This window comes from Microbacterium invictum (assembly GCF_014197265.1).
In the GTDB taxonomy this organism is placed as follows: Bacteria; Actinomycetota; Actinomycetes; order Actinomycetales; family Microbacteriaceae; genus Microbacterium; species Microbacterium invictum.
The window spans coordinates 1956591-1973969 of record NZ_JACIFH010000001.1 but is presented as its reverse complement, the minus strand read 5'-3'; the positions used below and the strand labels follow the sequence as shown (position 1 = coordinate 1973969).

Genomic DNA, 17379 nt, shown 5'->3' with positions numbered 1-17379 from the left:
CCGGCATCCATTCTCTTCGGCACGAATGGCATCGCAGCCCGGTCGCCTGTGAGGATGGAAGACATGTCGAAGAAGCGGAAACGTCCCTCGGTCAACCCGGCCAAGCGCACCGGCACGTTCACCGAACGCGTCGTGCTGCGTGATTATGAGGCGTGGCTGCGTCGCAGCGACCCCAGCGCCGACGACGACGACATCGACGACGCGCTGACGACGCTGGAAGAGCTCGTCGCGCTCGCCGGTGCGCACCGGATCGACCTGCTCGACCCTCGAAGCGTCGAGCGGATGTGCGCGGTGATCGGCGACGACGCGCATGTGGGCGACCCGCTCGGTCTGATCGAGGCGCTCGACGCGTACATCCACTTCCGCCTGGAGACCGAGACGGACACCGCACTGTGGGACGCCGCCCACGGGATCGTGGCCGACGAGCTCGACGAGCTCGACGAGCTGATGGGCGGCTTCGGTGGCGCGGAGGTGATCGCGCGCGCGGCCACGGCGTCGGCCGCACTGCCCGTCGAACAACGACGACAGGCCCTGGCCGACCTGCCGCTCATCGCCGGCGTGCGCGGCCTGCTCGAATGGATGGGCACGAGCAAGCCGATCACCGACACGGGCGCGCTGCGCCGAGCCGACATCGAGCCGGTCGCAGCCATGATCGGGCTCAACGCCGTCGGCGTCGCCAAACGCACTGGACGGTGGACGGAGTCAGCGCCGGTGCAGGTCTCCACGATGTGGGAACTCGCCCCGCTCGGCGCATGGTGGGAGGTCCTGCAGATCGCCGGGATCGTGCACGTCACCGCCTCGCGCGTGCGCCCGGGGCCTGCGGCCGCCGAGTGGCTCGCTGATGACCTACCGCCGCTGGAATCGGCCGAGAAGGTCGCCGGCCTCTACCTTTCAGAGAAACTCACGAACGTGCTGCGGGCCGGCGACGGTCCACGTGGTGAAGAGATCTTCGCCCGCTCCATAGACCTCGTGGTGGATGCACTCGACGGGGTGATCGACCCGTCGCCACCAGAAGACCGCTACGAGGAGTTTCTCGACCTTCTCGCGCGGCGTCCGCTTGTCGAACTCGCCGACCGCGGACTGCTCACCAGCACGCGCCCGCACGAGTTCGCGGTTCCCGAAGAGCGGGCCGGGGTCGTCGCCCACGGACTGACCGTGGCGATGACGATGGCGGGGGTGTTGACCCACGATGACGACGACGAGACCGAGTTCGCATCCGCCGACTTCGAGGACGAGGACGACGACGAGTTCGACGACCCGTTCGCCGACCCCGAAGTACGCGCCGAGATGGCACGACTGGGCATCGTCCACAAGCCGGGGATGGCCCAGCAGATGCTCGAAGAGCTGGCGCCGCTGCTCGCCGAGGACGGCATCGACCTCGACAACCTCGAAGAGGGCGACCTCGACCGGTTCAACGACGCACTCGAACGTGCGCAGGAACGGCATAACCTCGAGCTCTTCACGCCGGTCGGCGCCGCGCGCGAGCGTGCCATCATCGTGCTGCGACTGCTCAGCGAGGCGCTGGCAGAGGGCAGCGACGCCGTCGCCCAGGTCGTGCTCGAGGGGATCCCGTCCGACCCCGAGGCGGATCGGCCGTCGGTCGCGCAGGTGATCGGGGTCGGCCTCGGGTTCTTGGACGGCTGGCACGGCGCATCCGCCTTCGGCGCCGGGGTCGCGCGTGCCCGACTCGCGGATGGGAACCCCGCCGGCCAGGCCGCGGCGAGGGACATCCTCGCGGCAGCAGGTAAGGGTCACGCGTTCGGCTCGCTTCGTGAACTGATCGGTACCCACGCGGGCAAGGCCGTGCTGCACGGCACCGCGCTGGCGGTGTCGGCCTCGGTCGCCGTGCGCGCGGCGCGCGACGGTGCTGACCTGCGCGAGACCGCGGAGCAGATGCTCCCGATCTGATCCCGCGATCGGCGTCGGTTGACGCGCCCCGGCATCCACTCGCTACGATGGGGCGACTTGCGTACGCGACGCGGGGGAATCGTCTGGGGGGACGACATGGGGACAACGCGAGAGTCCGGTCGTGCGCGATCGACGGCCCGGTGGGGTGGGCGCGGGAGCGCGCTTCCGCGCGTGGGGGTCGTGACCGCGGCATCCCTCGTACTGCTGCTCGCCGGATGCGCGACGGGCGCGCCGTCGGTGCCGGCGGCTGAGGACACGCCCGCGACGTCGGAGACACCCGTGGTGGAGGTCACCGAACCCGCGGTTCCCGACCTCACCGCGGCCGATATCGCGGCGTGGGCCGCCGATGCCGAATGGTCCTTCGCGCCCGATGGCCTCGGCGAGCCGTACCCGGTCACGTTGACCGGTGGGGTCGGCGCCGACGACCTGTCGCGCACCTACGAACTCGGCGACCCGGTCGAGGCCGACGTCGACGGCGACGGTGTCGTGGACGCGGCGATTCCGATCACCCTGGTCGACGGCAACGCCGTGCACCAGCTCTGGTACATATGGCGGGGGATCGGGATGGATGCCGCTGCCGTGGCCGAGCAGGTCGTGTACCCGATCGCACGGACCACGCGCTGCGGCGACGTGACCCGCGGCGTCACCGCGGTCGACGGCGGGCTGCAAGTCGACATCGTGCTGCGGATGCCGTTCACCGACGATGCCCGATCGTGCGCCGACGGTGGCACGGGGGAGCTCAGCCGGGTGATCCGGCTCGAAGCGATCGACGGGGCGTTCTACCCGGTACAGACTGCGCCGGTCGCGGCGTGGGGCGGGGTGTGCCCGCCGACGGAGTGGCTCGACGGCGTGCAGGAGAGCGGGATCTCCGGACGGGCCGCACCACCGGCATCCGCCCCCGTCGTCACCGACCCCGCGCAAGACGTCGCCCTGTTCGCGCTGCGTGAGGCGCCGCTGCTGACGACTGAGGGCCAGTCGTTCTTCGGGTTCATCCAGGAGTACGACGAGAGTGCGGCGGTGCGCATGCACTGCGCGTTCGCGGACTGAGCGGGGTGCTCTGGGGCGATGATGCCCCGATGCGGTGATGCGGTGATGTTAGGATGTGGATATGCGTACCACCCTCGAGCTTGATGATCGCGTGCTCAGCGTTGCGCGTGCGATCGCCCGTGACCGCGGACTCTCGCTCGGGGCGGCAGTCTCAGAACTCGCGCAACTTGGCCTTTCGAGGATGGGGCCGATCGATGTCACCGGCGGTTTTCCGACCTTCTCGATCGAGATCGATGCGGCGCCACTGACCCTCGATGATGTGAATGCACACCGAGACTGACATGCCGCGGTACCTCCTGGACGTGAACGTCCTCGTGGCCCTGGCGTGGCCGAACCATGTGCATCATGCCCGCGCCCAGGCGTGGTGGTCGGGCGTTGATCAGTGGGCGACGACGCCCGTCACCGAATCGGCCTTCATCCGGCTATCGATCAATCGCTCGGTGGTGGGCCGCACCGTCACTGCGGCAGAGGCGCTCGCGATGCTCCGGACGATCCGACAGACGCCAGGGTATGAGTTCATCGCCGATACCTCTTCGCTGGCCGAGTCGGCTGTCGACCTCTCACGACTGGCGACCCCGGCTCACGTGACAGACGCCCACCTGGTCAACATCGCGGCGGGTGCTGGCGCACGGCTTGCCACGCTCGACGCCCAGCTCCCCGAAATGCTCGAACCCGAAGACCGCGCGATCGTGCTGGTTCTCCCGTGAACAGCTGACCGTGCGGGCTGCCCCCATCAGCCGACGAGCAGTCGTCCACGCGCAAGCATCCGGCATCCACTTCTCGGGTTACGCGCCGGGCGCGCTCCACGACAGCGACTCGATGTAGCGCAGCAGCACGCCCTCGCGCAGCGCCCACGGGCTGACGGTGAGCGACTCGGCCTTCATCATGGTCATGGCGGTGTGGAGCACGACCGCGGCCGCGACGATCTGGAATGTCCGGTCGGGCGTGATTCCGGGCAGTTCTTGCCGGGCGGATGCCGGGAGCTTCGCGAGCCGCGGAATCCACGAGCCGAGCGCGTCGCGGGGCAGCAGCATGCGCTCGTTGCCCGGCCACGACGGCATCGGGGTGCCGGCGAGCTTCGCGAGCGATCGGATCGCCTTCGACGACCCCACGATGTGGTCGGGCTTGGGCATGGAGCCCAGCGCCGTTGCGGCGGGGCGCAGCACTTCCGTCGCGTGTTCGCGGAGGCGCTCGACGGCTTCTTCGCCGGGAGGGTCGTCGGGCAGGAATTTGATGGTCATGCGGCCCGCGCCCAGCGGCACCGACGCGGCGGCCTCGGGGAGCTCGTCGGCGCCGGCCGCGAGCTCGAGCGATCCGCCGCCGATGTCGAACAGCAGGATCTGCCCGGCCGACCAGCCGAACCAGCGCCGCACCGCGAGGAACGTGTAGCGTGCCTCGGTCTCGCCGCCCAGCACCTGCAGGTCTTGCCCCAGCGCCTCTTCGATCTGCGCGATCACGTGCTTGCCGTTCTTCGCGTCGCGGACCGCACTGGTGGCGGTGGCGAGCAGCTCGGCGACGTTCTCTGACGCGGCGAGGTTGCGGGCTTCGGTCACCGCGCTGATCAGCGCCTGCACGCCCTCGTCGTTGATCGAGCCGTCGGGCTCGAGGTAGCGCATGAGCCGCAGCACCGTGCGCTTGCTGGTCTTCGCGAGAGGCCTGCCACCGGGGATCACATCCGCGATGAGCAGATGGACGGTGTTCGATCCGATGTCGAGGACTCCCAGGCGCACGTGTTCAGACTAGCGCTCCGGTGTTGGCCCGCTCTCGCCGTGCAACGTGTGCGCGACGCGGCGCCCACCACCGATACGATGGGCGCGATGCCCACCGATGACGCCACCATCACCACCGTCGACTCGCTGTATCGCGAGATCGGGCGCGCCGAGTGGGCGCGCCTCGCCGGTGGCATGGCGAACCCGCTGACCGAGACCGAGGTCGTGCAGCTGCGCGGGCTCGGCGACCGCCTGGACCTCACCGAGGTGCGCGAGGTGTACGTGCCGCTCAGCCGGCTGCTGAGCACCTACGCCGAGAACACCAAGCGCCTCGGCACCGAGACGGCGCAATTCCTGGGTGAGCCCGATTCGACCACGCCGTTCGTGGTGGCCGTGGCCGGATCGGTCGCGGTCGGAAAGTCCACGGTTGCTCGTCTGCTGCGCGAACTCATGAGCCGGTGGCCGGGAACACCGCGGGTCGAACTGGTCACCACCGATGGGTTCCTGTACCCGAACGAAGAGCTCGAGCGGCGCGGGATCATGCATCGCAAGGGCTTCCCCGAGTCGTATGACCGGCGCGCGCTCGTCGACTTCCTGATCCAGGTCAAGTCGGGTGAGCCTGAAGTGCAGGCGCCGTTCTACTCGCACATGCGGTACAACATCATCCCCGACGCGCGGGTCACGGTCCGGCGGCCGGATGTCGTGATCGTCGAGGGACTCAACGTGCTCGCGCCGCCGCCGACGCCGAACGACCTCGCGGTGAGCGACCTGTTCGACTTCTCGATCTATGTGGATGCCGATGTGCGGCACATCGAGTCGTGGTTCATCGACCGCTTCTTGGCGCTGCGTCAGAGCGCGTTCGCCAACCCGAACTCCTACTTCAAGCCGATCGCCGATCTGTCGGAGGGCGAGGCCGTCGAGCGCGGTCTGGGGTTCTGGAACGACATCAACCTGCCCAACCTGCGCGAGAACGTCGAGCCCACCCGTCACCGCGCGACGCTCGTACTGAACAAGGGCGAGAACCACGCCGTGGAGTCGGTGCGCCTGCGCAAGCTGTAGAGGTTTTTGCGCGAGCGACGAATCGCATGCGGACGATGACACTCTCGGCGAGCGGCCGGTCGTCCGGGCAGGGTCATTCCTCCAGGCGGATGCCGTCGCCGTCGGCGACGTAGCGCTCGCCGCTGTCGGGGCACACCCACCCGTCGCCGTCGGTGCGCAGCGGCTTGCCGGTCCGGCCGACCCAGCCGATGCGCTTGGCCGGCACTCCGGCGACCAGTGCGTGGGGGAGCACGTCCTTCGTCACGACCGCCCCCGCCGCCACGAGAGCCCACTCGCCGATCGTGACCGGTGCGATGCACACCGACCGCGCACCGATCGAGGCGCCACGTTCGACGGTGACGCCGACGGCCTCCCAGTCGTCGCCGCCCTTGAGCGACCCGTCGGGGTTCGCCGCCCGCGGGAACTCGTCGTTCGTGAACACGACCGCCGGGCCGATGAAGACCCCGTCGCCGACGACGGCCGGCTCGTACACCAGCGCGTAGTTCTGCACTTTGCACGCGTCGCCGAGCGTCACCCCGGGCCCGATGTACGCGCCACGGCCGATGTTGCAATCGGCGCCGAGCACCGCGCCCTTGCGCACCTGCGCGAGATGCCAGACCCGCGTGCGGGGACCCAATTCGACGCCATCGTCGATGTCGGCGGACGGCTGGACGACGGGGGCGTCGGTGGTCATGGGTGCCTCCAAAGCAGGCTCGGTGACGGCTCAGATGAGAAACGCCTCATCAAGCTATTGTGCCCGAGTCGATTGTCTGGCTACACTGCCGAGCGGGGAGTCCGGTCAAGGCCGTGCCACTGGGAGGCACGCATCGTCTGACGCGCAAGCGTCGACGCGACCGGCTTATGACCTGTCTCGAGTCATTCGCGGGGCAGGTGTTTTGGGGAATGAATATGGGGACACGTTGGGGACTCGGTGCATCGTCGCCGATCCGGTCGCGCACGCTCGCTCTGAGTGCTGTCGTTGCCGTGCTCGCCGCTACGCTCGTCGCGGTCGGGGGGCCGCAACGCGTCGAGGCGGCGAGCCCCTGCGGCCCCGATGTCAACGCGATCACGTGCGAGAACCAGGAGCTCGGGACCGATCCTGATGTGTGGGACATCGACGGCGCAGGTGATCCGACCATCCAGGGCTTCGCGACGGACATCTCGGTCAACGTAGGCAACAGCATCGACTTCAAGATCGATACGGATGCCGCCGACTACACCATCGACATCTATCGCACCGGCTGGTACCAGGGTCTCGGCGCGCGGCTGATCGACTCCGTCGAGCCGTCGGCCACGCTGCCGCAGGTACAGGACGAGTGCAAATCGGATGAGGCGACATCGCTGTACGATTGCGGCACCTGGGACGTGTCAGCGACGTGGAACGTTCCACAGACGGCCGTGTCGGGTGTCTACATCGCCTCACTGCGGCGCAGCGACAACGGCGGTCAGAGCCACATCATCTTCATTGTGCGCAACGACGGCAACACCTCGGACATCGTCTTCCAGACGGCGGACACGACGTGGCACGCGTACAACACCTACGGTGGTGCCAGCTTCTATCAGGGCGGCGCGGCCGGGCGTGCATACAAGCTCAGTTACAACCGGCCCTTCGCCACCCGGCAATGGGAACAGGGGCGCGACTTCTATTTCAGTTCCGAGTTCGCGACCGTGCGGTTCCTCGAGCGCAACGGTTACGACGTCAGCTACATCGCGGGAGTCGACGCCGATCGCCGCGGCGGTGAACTGCTGAACCACAATGTCTACCTATCGGTCGGACACGACGAGTACTGGTCGGGCCAGCAGCGCGCGAACGTCGAGGCGGCGCGCGACGCGGGCGTGAACCTCCAGTTCCTGTCGGGTAACGAGGCCTACTGGCGCGTCCGCTATGAGCCGTCGGCAGACGGCTCGGCGACGCCGTACCGTACGCTCACGTCGTACAAGGAGACATGGGCAAACACGAAAATCGACCCGGCGTCGGAATGGACCGGCACCTGGCGCGACCCGAGGTTCGCGGGGGCCGACCAGGGCGGCCACCTGCCGGAGAACGCGCTCACCGGCACGATGTACGTCGCCAACTATGACGACCTTCCGGTCACAGTGAACTCTGCGGAAGGCAAGACCCGGCTATGGCGGAACACGGGACTCGCATCGCTGACCCCCGGCGCATCCGCTGCTCTGGCCCCGCACACCGTCGGCTATGAGTCGAACGAGGACATCGACAACGGCCACCGGCCGGCTGGTCTGATCCGCCTGTCGACGACGGTGGGCCCGACACCGGAGTACCTCATCGACTATGGGAATACCGTCGTCCCCGGTACCACCGAGCATCACCTCACGCTCTACCGAGCCGCCAGCGGCGCGCTCGTCTTCTCGGCGGCGAGCATCCAGTGGGCTTGGGGGCTCGACCAGGAGCATGATGGCAACGGTGCCCCCGCAGACCCGCGAATGCAGCAGGCGCAGGTCAATCTCCTTGCCGACATGGACGCTCTCCCCAGCACCCTGATGCCGGGTCTTGTTTCGGCGACGAAGAGCACCGACACGACTGCACCAACAACGACGATCACGAGCCCGGCTGCAGGTGCGAGCATTGCCAACGGCAACCTCGTGACAGTGACCGGAACGGCTGCCGATGTCGGCGGTGTGGTGGCCGGTGTCGAGGTCTCGCTCGACGGCGGTGCCACCTGGCATCCGGCATCCGGGACCACAGCGTGGACCTACACGGGTGTCCAACAGGGATCCGGATCTGTGACCATCAAGGCGCGCGCCATCGACGACAGCGCGAACTTCTCTACGGCGGGCGTCAGCCGCGCAGTGACGGTGAACGGCCCGTTCTCAGGGCTCGGAGCAATCGAACCGGCGCTGGCGTCGGCGGACGACGACCAGGCGGTTGAACTCGGCTTGCGTTTCACACCCGACGTCGACGGGTTCGTCGCGGGCGTGCGCTTCTTCAAGGGCACTGCGAACACGGGAACCCACACCGGCTCGCTGTGGGATGCCTCCGGCAACAGACTCGGCACCGTCACCTTCGTGAACGAGACGGCGAGTGGATGGCAGAGTGCCCAGTTCACGGTGCCGATCGAGGTCATCGCAGGGCAGACATACACCGTGTCGTACACGGCGCCTAACGGTGGGTACTCCATGAAGTCCGAATACTGGCCGTACCATGCGACGGCATCATCACCGATCACCGTTGTCTCGGGGATGGGCGAAGATGCCGCCGGTGTCTTCGGGATCGCGGGTCGGTTCCCGGTGGACACCTGGCACGAGTCGAACTACTACGTCGATGTGCTGTTCACGAAGTCCGATACCTCACCGCTGCGGATCCTGAACCGCACGCCGCAGGCCGGCGCATCGAGCGTCGACTTCGCGACGGCGATCTCGGCGACATTCACCCGACCCGCCGATCCCGCTTCGGTGTCGATGACGGTGACCGGACCGGCCGACCAGGCCGTCGCCGGCTCGGCCGTCTACGACGCCCAGAACCGCACGGTTCGTTTCGTCACCGATGCGCCACTGGCGCCGACCACGACCTACACAGTCACCCCCGTGGCGACCGATGTCGCTGGGGTGGCACTGGAGGAGTCCGCGGCGTGGAGCTTCACCACGCGTGCGGAGGAGCGACCCGAAGGCGTATGCCCGTGCTCGCTCTTCCTCGAGAGCTGGACGCCCGATGCCGCGTCGACGGCCGACCCCGACTCGGTGACGCTGGGCGTGAAGTTCACCAGTTCGCTGCCCGGTCAGATCACCGGGATCAAGTTCTACAAGGGTGCGCTCAACGGCGGCTCGCACGGTGCCTCGCTGTGGGCGGCCGACGGGACGCTCCTGTCGGGCGCGACATTCGCGAACGAATCCGCCCTCGGCTGGCAGACCGCGACGCTGGACACCCCGGTGACCATGCAGTCCGGCGTGACGTACGTGGCGTCCTACACCGCGCCGACCGGCGGTTACGCCGTCACGGCGGGCACGTTCAGCGGCCCATACACGCGGGGTCCACTCTCGGTGCCCGCCAACGGCTCAGTGTTCACCTACTCCGGAGGCTTTCCGACCGAGACGTCCACGACCGGCTACGGGGTCGATGTCGTCGTCGAGACGACCCCGGGGCAGCCGACCATCGTGTCGCGCACGCCCGCTGCCGGCGCGACCGGCGTAGCGGCCGACTCGACGATCTCGGCCACCTTCGACTCCCCGATCGAGGCCGGGTACACCGGTTCGGTCAGTTCGGCTGGGCAGACGATCGCCGGCACCTGGACGCTGGATGCCGCAGCGACCACCGCACAGTTCACCCCAGCAACGGACCTCCCGCCGGCCGCCCAAATCGATGTGGCCCTCTCGGGCGTGGTCGGCGCCGCCGGCGGTGCGGACGCGACGTTCTCGTGGGCCTTCTCGACCGTGGACCCTGATCGGCCGATCAGTTTCTTCGCGGGCGTCGCGCCGGCCGCTGTGGACACCGACACGTCATCGGTTGAGTTGGGGCTCTCGTTCACCACCTCGGTGGCCGGTGAAGTCCGTGCTGTGCGATTCCACAAAGCGGCCGGCAACGGCGGCACGCACGTCGGCACGCTGTGGGGACCCAGCGGACAGCAGCTTGCGTCGGTCACGTTCACGAATGAGACGGCGACGGGCTGGCAGCGCGCGGTGCTCAGCACACCAGTCGCTCTCACCCCCGGTCTCGTGTACACGGTGTCGTACCTGGCGCCGCAGGGCAATTATTCCCATACGACGCAGGCATTCACCTCGCCGGTGACGAGCGGGCCGCTGACTGCCGTCAGCGGCGACAACGGCCGTTATCGGTACGGCAACGGTGGCGTCATGCCGAACAGCTCCTGGAACTCCGCGAACTACTTCGTGGATGTGGAGTTCGTGCCGGCCACTGAGGCGCCGCTCGCTGTCTCGTCGGCGAGCCCGGCGCGCGACGCCATGGAGATCTCGCGGACGGCGCCGATTACCGTTGTGATCGAAGGCGACTTGGGCGATCGCGTCGTCTCGATGTCGCTCGCGGGCCCCGAGGGGCCGGTGGCGGGCACGTCCACCTTCGAGAGCACGACTCGGACCCTTTCCTTCGCACCAGAGTCTCCGCTCAAAACTGAGACGATCTACAGCGTCACGGTGAGGGTGGCCTCCGCGACACTCGATGTCTGGAGTTTCACCACCGGAGCCGGGGTGCAGAACCTGTTCGGTGACGCCATCCCCGCAGTGGAGGCCGTTTCCGACACCGATCCGGTCGAGGTCGGCACCCGCTTCACGGTGAGCCGCGCGGGCACTGTGACGGCGATCCGTTTCTATAAGGGCGTCGCGAACACGGGAACCCACAGGGGTACGTTGTGGGGACCAAGCGGCGAGACCCTCGCGCAGGTGCAGTTCACCCAGGAAACGGCTTCGGGCTGGCAGCGGGCCGAATTGATCGCTCCGGTGGTGGTCGCGCCTGGAACGACGTACACGGTCTCGTACTTCTCATCGGCGGGACGATATGCCTACACCAGCTCGTACTTCACTCAGCCGGTGGTGTCCGGCAGTCTCAGCGCGCCGGCGGTGGACAACGGGCGTTTCGTCTACGGCGCAGACGGTGGCTTCCCGACCTCGTCGTGGAACTCCACCGCTTACTTCGTCGACGCTGAGGTGACATTCGACTCGGCGCTCCCGCCCACTCCGGAACCGACGCCGACGCCGACGCCCGAGCCGACGCCTACTCCGGAGCCTGAGCCCACGCCTGAGCCGACTCCGACTCCGACTCCGACTCCGACTCCGACTCCGACTCCGACTCCGACTCCGACGCCGACTCCGACTCCGACTCCGACTCCGACGCCGACTCCGACGCCGACTCCGACTCCGACGCCTACTCCTACTCCGGAGCCTGAGCCCACGCCTGAACCGCCAGTCGTGGTCGCCGTGACGACCACGACACCGGCCGCGGCGGCGACCGATGTCGCCCCGAACGCAGCCATATCCGCCACCTTCGAGGGGGCCGTCATAGGCGCGTCGCTCGCGGTCGGCGGGCCGACCGGCGCGGTGCCGGGCGCAGTCGCCTACGACGAGGCCAGTCGCACCGTGACGTTTACGCCGACCGAACCGCTCGCCTGGTCAAGCTCGTACAGTGTGACGGCGACGGCCGATGATGTGGACCTGACGGCAGCAGCCTGGACCTTCACGACGGTATCCGAGCCGCCGGTGGTCGCGGCCGCCACCATCTTCGGCGCCGCGACGCCGCAGAACGCCTGGTGGAACGACCCCGACAGCGTGCAGGTCGCGACGCGGTTCAGCGTCAACGTCGCCGGCGACGCCACCGGGGTGCGGTTCTACAAGGGAGCTGCCAACATCGGCAATCACACCGGCTATCTGTGGACGGGTGCGGGTGAGCTGCTCAGCGAGGTGACCTTCGAGGCCGAGACCGCGGACGGCTGGCAGACCGCCGACTTCGACACGGCCATCGCACTGGAGCCCGGTGTCGAGTACCGGGTCGGGCTCTACAGCACCACCGGGCGCTACGCGGTCGACCTCAACGCGCTCGCCGCCGAAACCGTCACCGGAGTATTCACGATTCCCGCGCAGGGCAGTGCGTACGCGTACTCCACGGGATTCCCGGCAGATCTATCGACGCACAACTACTGGGTGGACGTCACTTTCGTCCCGGTCGAATGACCGAGATGTATCAAACAGGCCGGTAGCGGCCACATGCAACTGGGGAGAGGCATGACAGACAAGATGAAGGCAGTGGTGGTGGGGGCCGGGTACTGGGGACCCAACCTCGCCCGCAACTTCCGATCAAGTGGGGACTGGGAGCTCGCAGGCATCTGCGATCTCGACCTCGAACGCGCGCGCAAGGTGTCAGACAGCGTGGGCGGCGTGCCGATCACGCCGAGCCTCGATGAGGTGCTGGCCGACCCGAACGTCGATGCGATCGCGATCGCGACGCCGGCCCGGACCCATCACCCGATCGTGATGGCGGCTTTGGATGCCGGCAAGCACGTCATGGTCGAGAAGCCGCTCGCCGATGACCAGGCGCGCGGGCGCCAGATGGTCGATCGCGCGAACGAGCAGGGACTCGTGCTCATGGCCGACCACACCTACTGCTACACGCCGGCGGTGCTGAAGATCCGGGAGTTGATCGCGGAGGGCGCGCTGGGCGACATCCTGTTCGTCGACAGCGTCCGCATCAACCTCGGACTCATCCAGCCCGACGTCGATGTGTTCTGGGACCTCGCGCCCCACGACCTGTCGATCATGGACTTCGTGCTGCCCGGCGGCCTCGCTGCGGCATCCGTCTCGGCACATGGGTCCGACCCCCTGCGGACGGGAAAAGCCTGCGTCGGCTATCTCGCCATGCCGCTCGCATGCGGCGCCATGGCGCACGTGCACGTCAACTGGCTGAGCCCGACCAAGATCCGCCAGATGGTCATCGGGGGCACCAAGCGCACCCTTGTGTGGGACGACCTGAACCCGCAGCAGCGTCTCAGCGTCTACGACCGCGGCGTCGACATCGACACCGTGTCGAGGTCCGCGAGCGCCGACACCCGCGACGCGAACATCTCCTACCGCCTCGGCGACACGTGGTCGCCGGCCCTGCCCGAGCGCGAGGCGCTCGGCGGTGTCGTCGGCGAGTTCGCCGCCGCCATCCGCGAGGGCCGCCCAGCGCGCACTGACGGCGAATCCGGGCTGCGAGTGCTCTCGGTGCTCGACGCCGCGCAGCGTAGCCTCGGTGCGGGCGGCGCGCCGGCACCTCTCACGCTCGACATCCAGCCCCGGAGGGCAGCAGCATGACCCAGCTCGAAGGCAGACAGATCCTGGTCACCGGAGGCGCCGGCACCATCGGATCGACTCTCGTCGATCAGCTCCTCGATGCGGGCGCGGCCCACGTCGATGTGCTCGACAACCTCGTCCGTGGTCGCCTCGCCAACCTCGATGACGCGATCGCCAGCGGCCGCGTGTCGCTGATCGACGGCGACATCCGCGACGCGCGGCTCGTCGACGACCTCACCGCTGGCAAGGATGTCGTGTTCCACCAGGCCGCCATCCGCATCACGCAGTGCGCGGAAGAGCCGCGACTCGCGCTGGAGGTTCTCGTCGACGGCACCTTCAACGTGGTCGAGTCCGCCGCCCGGCACAAGGTGCGCAAGCTCATCGCCGCGTCGAGCGCCTCGGTCTACGGCATGGCCGAGACCTTCCCGACCGACGAGCGGCACCACCACGAGAACAACGACACCATCTATGGTGCCGCCAAGACCTTCAACGAGGGACTCGTCCGCAGCTTCCGCGCCATGCAGGGTATCGACTACGTGCTGTTGCGCTACTTCAACGTGTACGGCCCGCGCATGGACGTGCACGGCTTGTACACCGAGGTGCTCGTGCGCTGGATGGAGCGCATCGTCGACGGCAAGCCGCCCCTGATCTTCGGTGACGGGCAGCAGACGATGGACTTCGTCTGCGTCCCCGACATCGCACGCGCCAACGTGCTGGCCGCCCGCAGCGACATCGTCGAGGGCACCTACAACGTCGCGAGCGGAACCGAGACGAGCCTGCTCGAGCTCGCAGAGGCACTGCTGCGGGTGATGGGCGCCGAGCACCTCGGCGTCGAGCACGGCCCCGAGCGTGCGGTGAACGGCGTTGCGCGGCGTCTCGCCGACACCCGTGCCGCCCAGCGCGACCTCGGGTTCGAGGCCACCATCGGCGTGGAGGAGGGGCTGCGACAGCTGGTGGAGTGGTGGCGACCATTGCGTGAGGAGATCGCGGCCGGCCGCGTGGCGGTGACCGCGTGAGCGAGCGCATCAATGTGATGGTCCCCTGGCTCGGCCGCGAAGAAGCTGAGGCAGTCGCCGAAGTCATCGCCAGCGGCTGGGTCGCCCAGGGCCCTCGTGTCGCGCAGTTCGAGCAGGAGTTCGCCGCTGCGATGCAGACGCCGTTCGCCGTCGCGACCTCGAGCTGCACGACGGCGCTGCACCTCGCGCTGATCGTCGCCGGCGTCGGTCCCGGCGACGATGTCGTCGTGCCGTCGCTGTCGTTCATCGCGACCACCAACGCCGTCCGGTACGTCGGTGCGCGTCCGGTGTTCGCCGATGTCGATCCGATCACCGGCAACATCACCGGCGAGACGGTGCGGTTGGTCATCACGTCGTCGACGAAGGCGGTCATCGCCGTCGATCAGGGCGGCGTGCCCGTCGACATCGACGACGTGCGCAGCGCCACCGACATGTTCGGGATCGTCGTCATCGAAGACGCCGCGTGCGGCGCCGGTTCGACGTACAAGGGTCGCCCGGTGGGGGCGGGCGCGACGATCGCTGCCTGGTCGTTCCACCCCCGCAAACTCCTCACCACCGGGGAGGGCGGGATGCTGACGACGACGCGCGGCGACTGGGCCAAACGCGCGCGGCGCCTGCGCGAGCACGCGATGACCGTCTCGGCGGCCGACCGCCACGGTTCGGTGCTTCCGCCCGCTGAAGAGTACTCGGAGGTCGGCTACAACTTCCGCATGACCGATCTGCAGGCCGCGGTCGGCCTCGTGCAGCTGGGGCGGCTGCCCGAGATCGTGCGTCGGCGTCGCGAGATCGCGGCGCGCTACCGGGCCGCGATCCGCGAGATCGCCGGGCTGCGGCCGGTGGCCGACCCGGAGTACGGCACCGGCAACGTGCAGTCGTTCTGGGTCGAGGTCGAGCGCGGATACCCGACCGATCGCGACGGGCTGCTCGAAGCGCTCGCCCGGGCCGACATCTCGGCGCGGCGCGGCATCATGGCGGCGCATCGCCAGCCGCCGTACCGCGATCTCGCCGTGGACGGGTCGCTTCCGGCGACCGAGCGGGTCACCGACAGCACCCTGATCCTGCCCGTCTACCACTCCTTCACCGAGGCCGATCAGGATCGCGTCATCGCCGTCCTGCGAGATCCTCTGCCCGAGGCTCCCGCATGAGTGCCGGGCTGCTGCTTGTGGGGGCAAGCGGCCTGGCCAGAGAAGTACTGGCAGCGGGGATCACGGGCGTCGTCGGGATCCTCGACGACGACCCGTCGCTGCGCGGCACCGAGGTCGGCGGGGTATCCGTCATCGGCGGAGTCGACGACGCCGCCGACCGCGACGAGCAGCTGTTGATCTGCATCGGCCCGGGCGCGGGTCGCCGGGCCATCGTCGAGCGGCTGCGGGAGCAGGGCGTCGCCCCCGAGCGCTACGGTCGGTTCGTCGCACGGTCTGCGCAGATCGGGCGTACGAGCGAGGTGGGACTCGGCAGCATCGTGCTCGACGGCGTCGTCGTCACCGCCGACGCCGTCATCGCAGACCACACCGTCCTGATGCCGAACTGCACGATCACACATGACGACGTGATCGAGGACTTCGCGACCCTCGCTGCGGGCGTCTGCCTCGGCGGTGGAGTCCGGGTGGGCGAGGCCGCGTACCTCGGCATGAACGCGGCGGTCCGGCAGGGGGTTGTGATCGGCGCCGGCGCCACCGTCGGCATGGGAGCAGCAGTGCTCCACGATGTTCCTGCGGGTGACACCTGGGCAGGTGTACCCGCGCGGGCATTGCACGACCACAAATGAATCAAGAACGGGCAGCAGTGTCCGCACGAGTGCTGGGGAGCACACATGACGGTACCTTTTCTCGATCTGGCCGCACAGCAGGCTGAGATCACCGATGAAGTTCTGCCCGTGTGGCAGCGACAGCTCGAGTCCGCCGCATTCATCGGCGGGCCAGAGGTCGACGCGTTCGAAGCCGAGTACGCCGACTACATCGGTGTGCAGCACGTGGTCGGTGTCTCAAACGGCACGGACGCGCTCGAACTCGCGTACCGCGCGGTGGGCATCGAGCGGGGCGACGAGATCATCATGCCGGCGAACACCTTCATCGCGACGGCCGAGGCGGCAACGCGGGTCGGTGCCGTCCCGGTGTTCGTCGATGTGGACGACGAGTACCTGCTGATCGATCCCGATGCCATCGAGGCCGCCATCTCACCGCGCACCCGTGCCATCGTCCCAGTGCACCTGTTCGGGCAGACGGCTCCGATGGCGCAGATCGCCGCCATCGCCGAACGGCACGGTCTGATTGTCGTCGAAGATGCCGCGCAGTCGCAGGGGGCCGTGAGCGCTGCGGGACGAGCGGGCGCACTCGGCACGGTCGCCGCCACCAGCTTCTATCCGGGGAAGAACCTCGGGGCCGCCGGAGATGCGGGCGCCGTCATGACCGACGATGCCGGCATCGCCGCCATCGTCCGCAATCTCGGTGCTCACGGCAGTTCGGTCAAGTACGTGCACGACCGCATCGGCGTGAACGCGCGTCTGGATGCGGTGCAGGCTGCGGTGCTGCGCGCCAAGCTGCGCCGCCTCGACGGGTGGAACGCCGCGCGTCGGGGGGCAGCCGGCCGGTATGCGCAACTGCTTGCCGGCGTCGACGGCGTCCGCGTACCGACGGTGCGTCCCGGCAACGAAGACGTGTGGCACCTCTACGTCACCCGCGTCGCGGAGCGTGATCGCGTGATGACCGAGCTCGGTGCGGCCGGCATCGGCGTGGGCATCCACTACCCGACTCCCGTTCCCTTCACCGAGGCATACGCATCGCTCGGTGTCGTGCGCGGCGCCTTCCCCGTGGCCGAAGCCGCCGCCGACCGTATTCTGTCGCTGCCGATGTTTCCGCACCTCACCGAATCGCAGCAGCAGCGCGTCGTGGACACGCTGCGGGCGACGGTCCGCTGAGACCGGTCAT

Annotated in this window: 13 protein-coding genes; 11 read left to right on the top strand and 2 right to left on the bottom strand. The window is 68.4% G+C overall.

From position 1 onward, the window contains the following. Positions 1 to 63 precede the first annotated feature (63 nt). The 4 genes from BKA10_RS09320 to BKA10_RS09305 all read left to right on the top strand — a co-directional run bounded on the left by BKA10_RS09320 (position 64) and on the right by BKA10_RS09305 (position 3662). Positions 64 to 1908: a hypothetical protein gene (locus BKA10_RS09320; protein ID WP_183499637.1), complete on the top strand. Its 1845-nt coding sequence runs from the start codon at positions 64 to 66 to the stop codon at positions 1906 to 1908. A gap of 171 nt (positions 1909 to 2079) precedes the next feature. Further along, positions 2080 to 2955 carry a hypothetical protein gene (locus BKA10_RS09315; RefSeq protein ID WP_183499636.1) on the top strand — a complete coding sequence of 292 codons (876 nt, stop codon included), beginning with the start codon at positions 2080 to 2082 and terminating at the stop codon, positions 2953 to 2955. Positions 2956 to 3016: 61 nt separating this feature from the next. Next, the gene (locus BKA10_RS09310; RefSeq protein WP_183499635.1) at positions 3017 to 3235 is read left to right on the top strand and encodes an antitoxin; all 219 of its coding nucleotides are present in this window, start codon (positions 3017 to 3019) and stop codon (positions 3233 to 3235) included. Further along, on the top strand, positions 3219 to 3662 hold the full coding sequence (locus BKA10_RS09305) for a TA system VapC family ribonuclease toxin (protein ID WP_206687007.1): 444 nt from the start codon (positions 3219 to 3221) through the stop codon (positions 3660 to 3662). Before BKA10_RS09310 ends, BKA10_RS09305 begins: the two co-directional genes overlap by 17 nt. Before the next feature lie 78 nt (positions 3663 to 3740). Here BKA10_RS09305 and BKA10_RS09300 read toward each other — a convergent pair whose 3' ends face one another. Further along, positions 3741 to 4685, bottom strand: coding sequence for a Ppx/GppA phosphatase family protein (locus tag BKA10_RS09300; RefSeq protein ID WP_183499634.1), 945 nt, complete (start codon positions 4683 to 4685; stop codon positions 3741 to 3743). Between the two features lie 78 nt (positions 4686 to 4763). On the opposite strand from BKA10_RS09300, the gene coaA reads away from it, so the two are divergent. Further along, positions 4764 to 5723, top strand: a complete 960-nt coding sequence (coaA, locus tag BKA10_RS09295; RefSeq protein WP_372491456.1) for a type I pantothenate kinase — start codon at positions 4764 to 4766, stop codon at positions 5721 to 5723. A gap of 73 nt (positions 5724 to 5796) precedes the next feature. On the opposite strand, the gene BKA10_RS09290 is transcribed toward coaA, so the two are convergent. Beyond that, positions 5797 to 6396 carry an acyltransferase gene (locus BKA10_RS09290; RefSeq protein ID WP_183499632.1) on the bottom strand — a complete coding sequence of 200 codons (600 nt, stop codon included), beginning with the start codon at positions 6394 to 6396 and terminating at the stop codon, positions 5797 to 5799. A 215-nt stretch (positions 6397 to 6611) separates the two neighbouring features. Between BKA10_RS09290 and BKA10_RS09285 the strand changes: the two genes are divergently transcribed. Genes BKA10_RS09285 through BKA10_RS09260 form a run of 6 tightly spaced genes read left to right on the top strand, consistent with a single transcriptional unit; the run spans position 6612 to position 17369 of the window. Then, on the top strand, positions 6612 to 12338 hold the full coding sequence (locus tag BKA10_RS09285; RefSeq protein ID WP_183499631.1) for a DUF4082 domain-containing protein: 5727 nt from the start codon (positions 6612 to 6614) through the stop codon (positions 12336 to 12338). A 51-nt stretch (positions 12339 to 12389) separates the two neighbouring features. Beyond that, positions 12390 to 13457, top strand: coding sequence for a Gfo/Idh/MocA family protein (locus tag BKA10_RS09280; RefSeq protein ID WP_183499630.1), 1068 nt, complete (start codon positions 12390 to 12392; stop codon positions 13455 to 13457). Then, on the top strand, positions 13454 to 14452 hold the full coding sequence (locus BKA10_RS09275) for an NAD-dependent epimerase/dehydratase family protein (protein WP_183499629.1): 999 nt from the start codon (positions 13454 to 13456) through the stop codon (positions 14450 to 14452). The genes BKA10_RS09280 and BKA10_RS09275 overlap by 4 nt, the downstream gene beginning before the upstream one ends. A gap of 17 nt (positions 14453 to 14469) precedes the next feature. Then, positions 14470 to 15597: a DegT/DnrJ/EryC1/StrS family aminotransferase gene (locus tag BKA10_RS09270; RefSeq protein WP_183501138.1), complete on the top strand. Its 1128-nt coding sequence runs from the start codon at positions 14470 to 14472 to the stop codon at positions 15595 to 15597. Beyond that, on the top strand, positions 15594 to 16220 hold the full coding sequence (locus BKA10_RS09265) for an acetyltransferase (protein WP_183499628.1): 627 nt from the start codon (positions 15594 to 15596) through the stop codon (positions 16218 to 16220). Before BKA10_RS09270 ends, BKA10_RS09265 begins: the two co-directional genes overlap by 4 nt. A gap of 45 nt (positions 16221 to 16265) precedes the next feature. After that, complete coding sequence (locus tag BKA10_RS09260; protein ID WP_183499627.1) at positions 16266 to 17369, top strand: DegT/DnrJ/EryC1/StrS family aminotransferase; 1104 nt, start codon at positions 16266 to 16268, stop codon at positions 17367 to 17369. Positions 17370 to 17379: the final 10 nt, after the last annotated feature.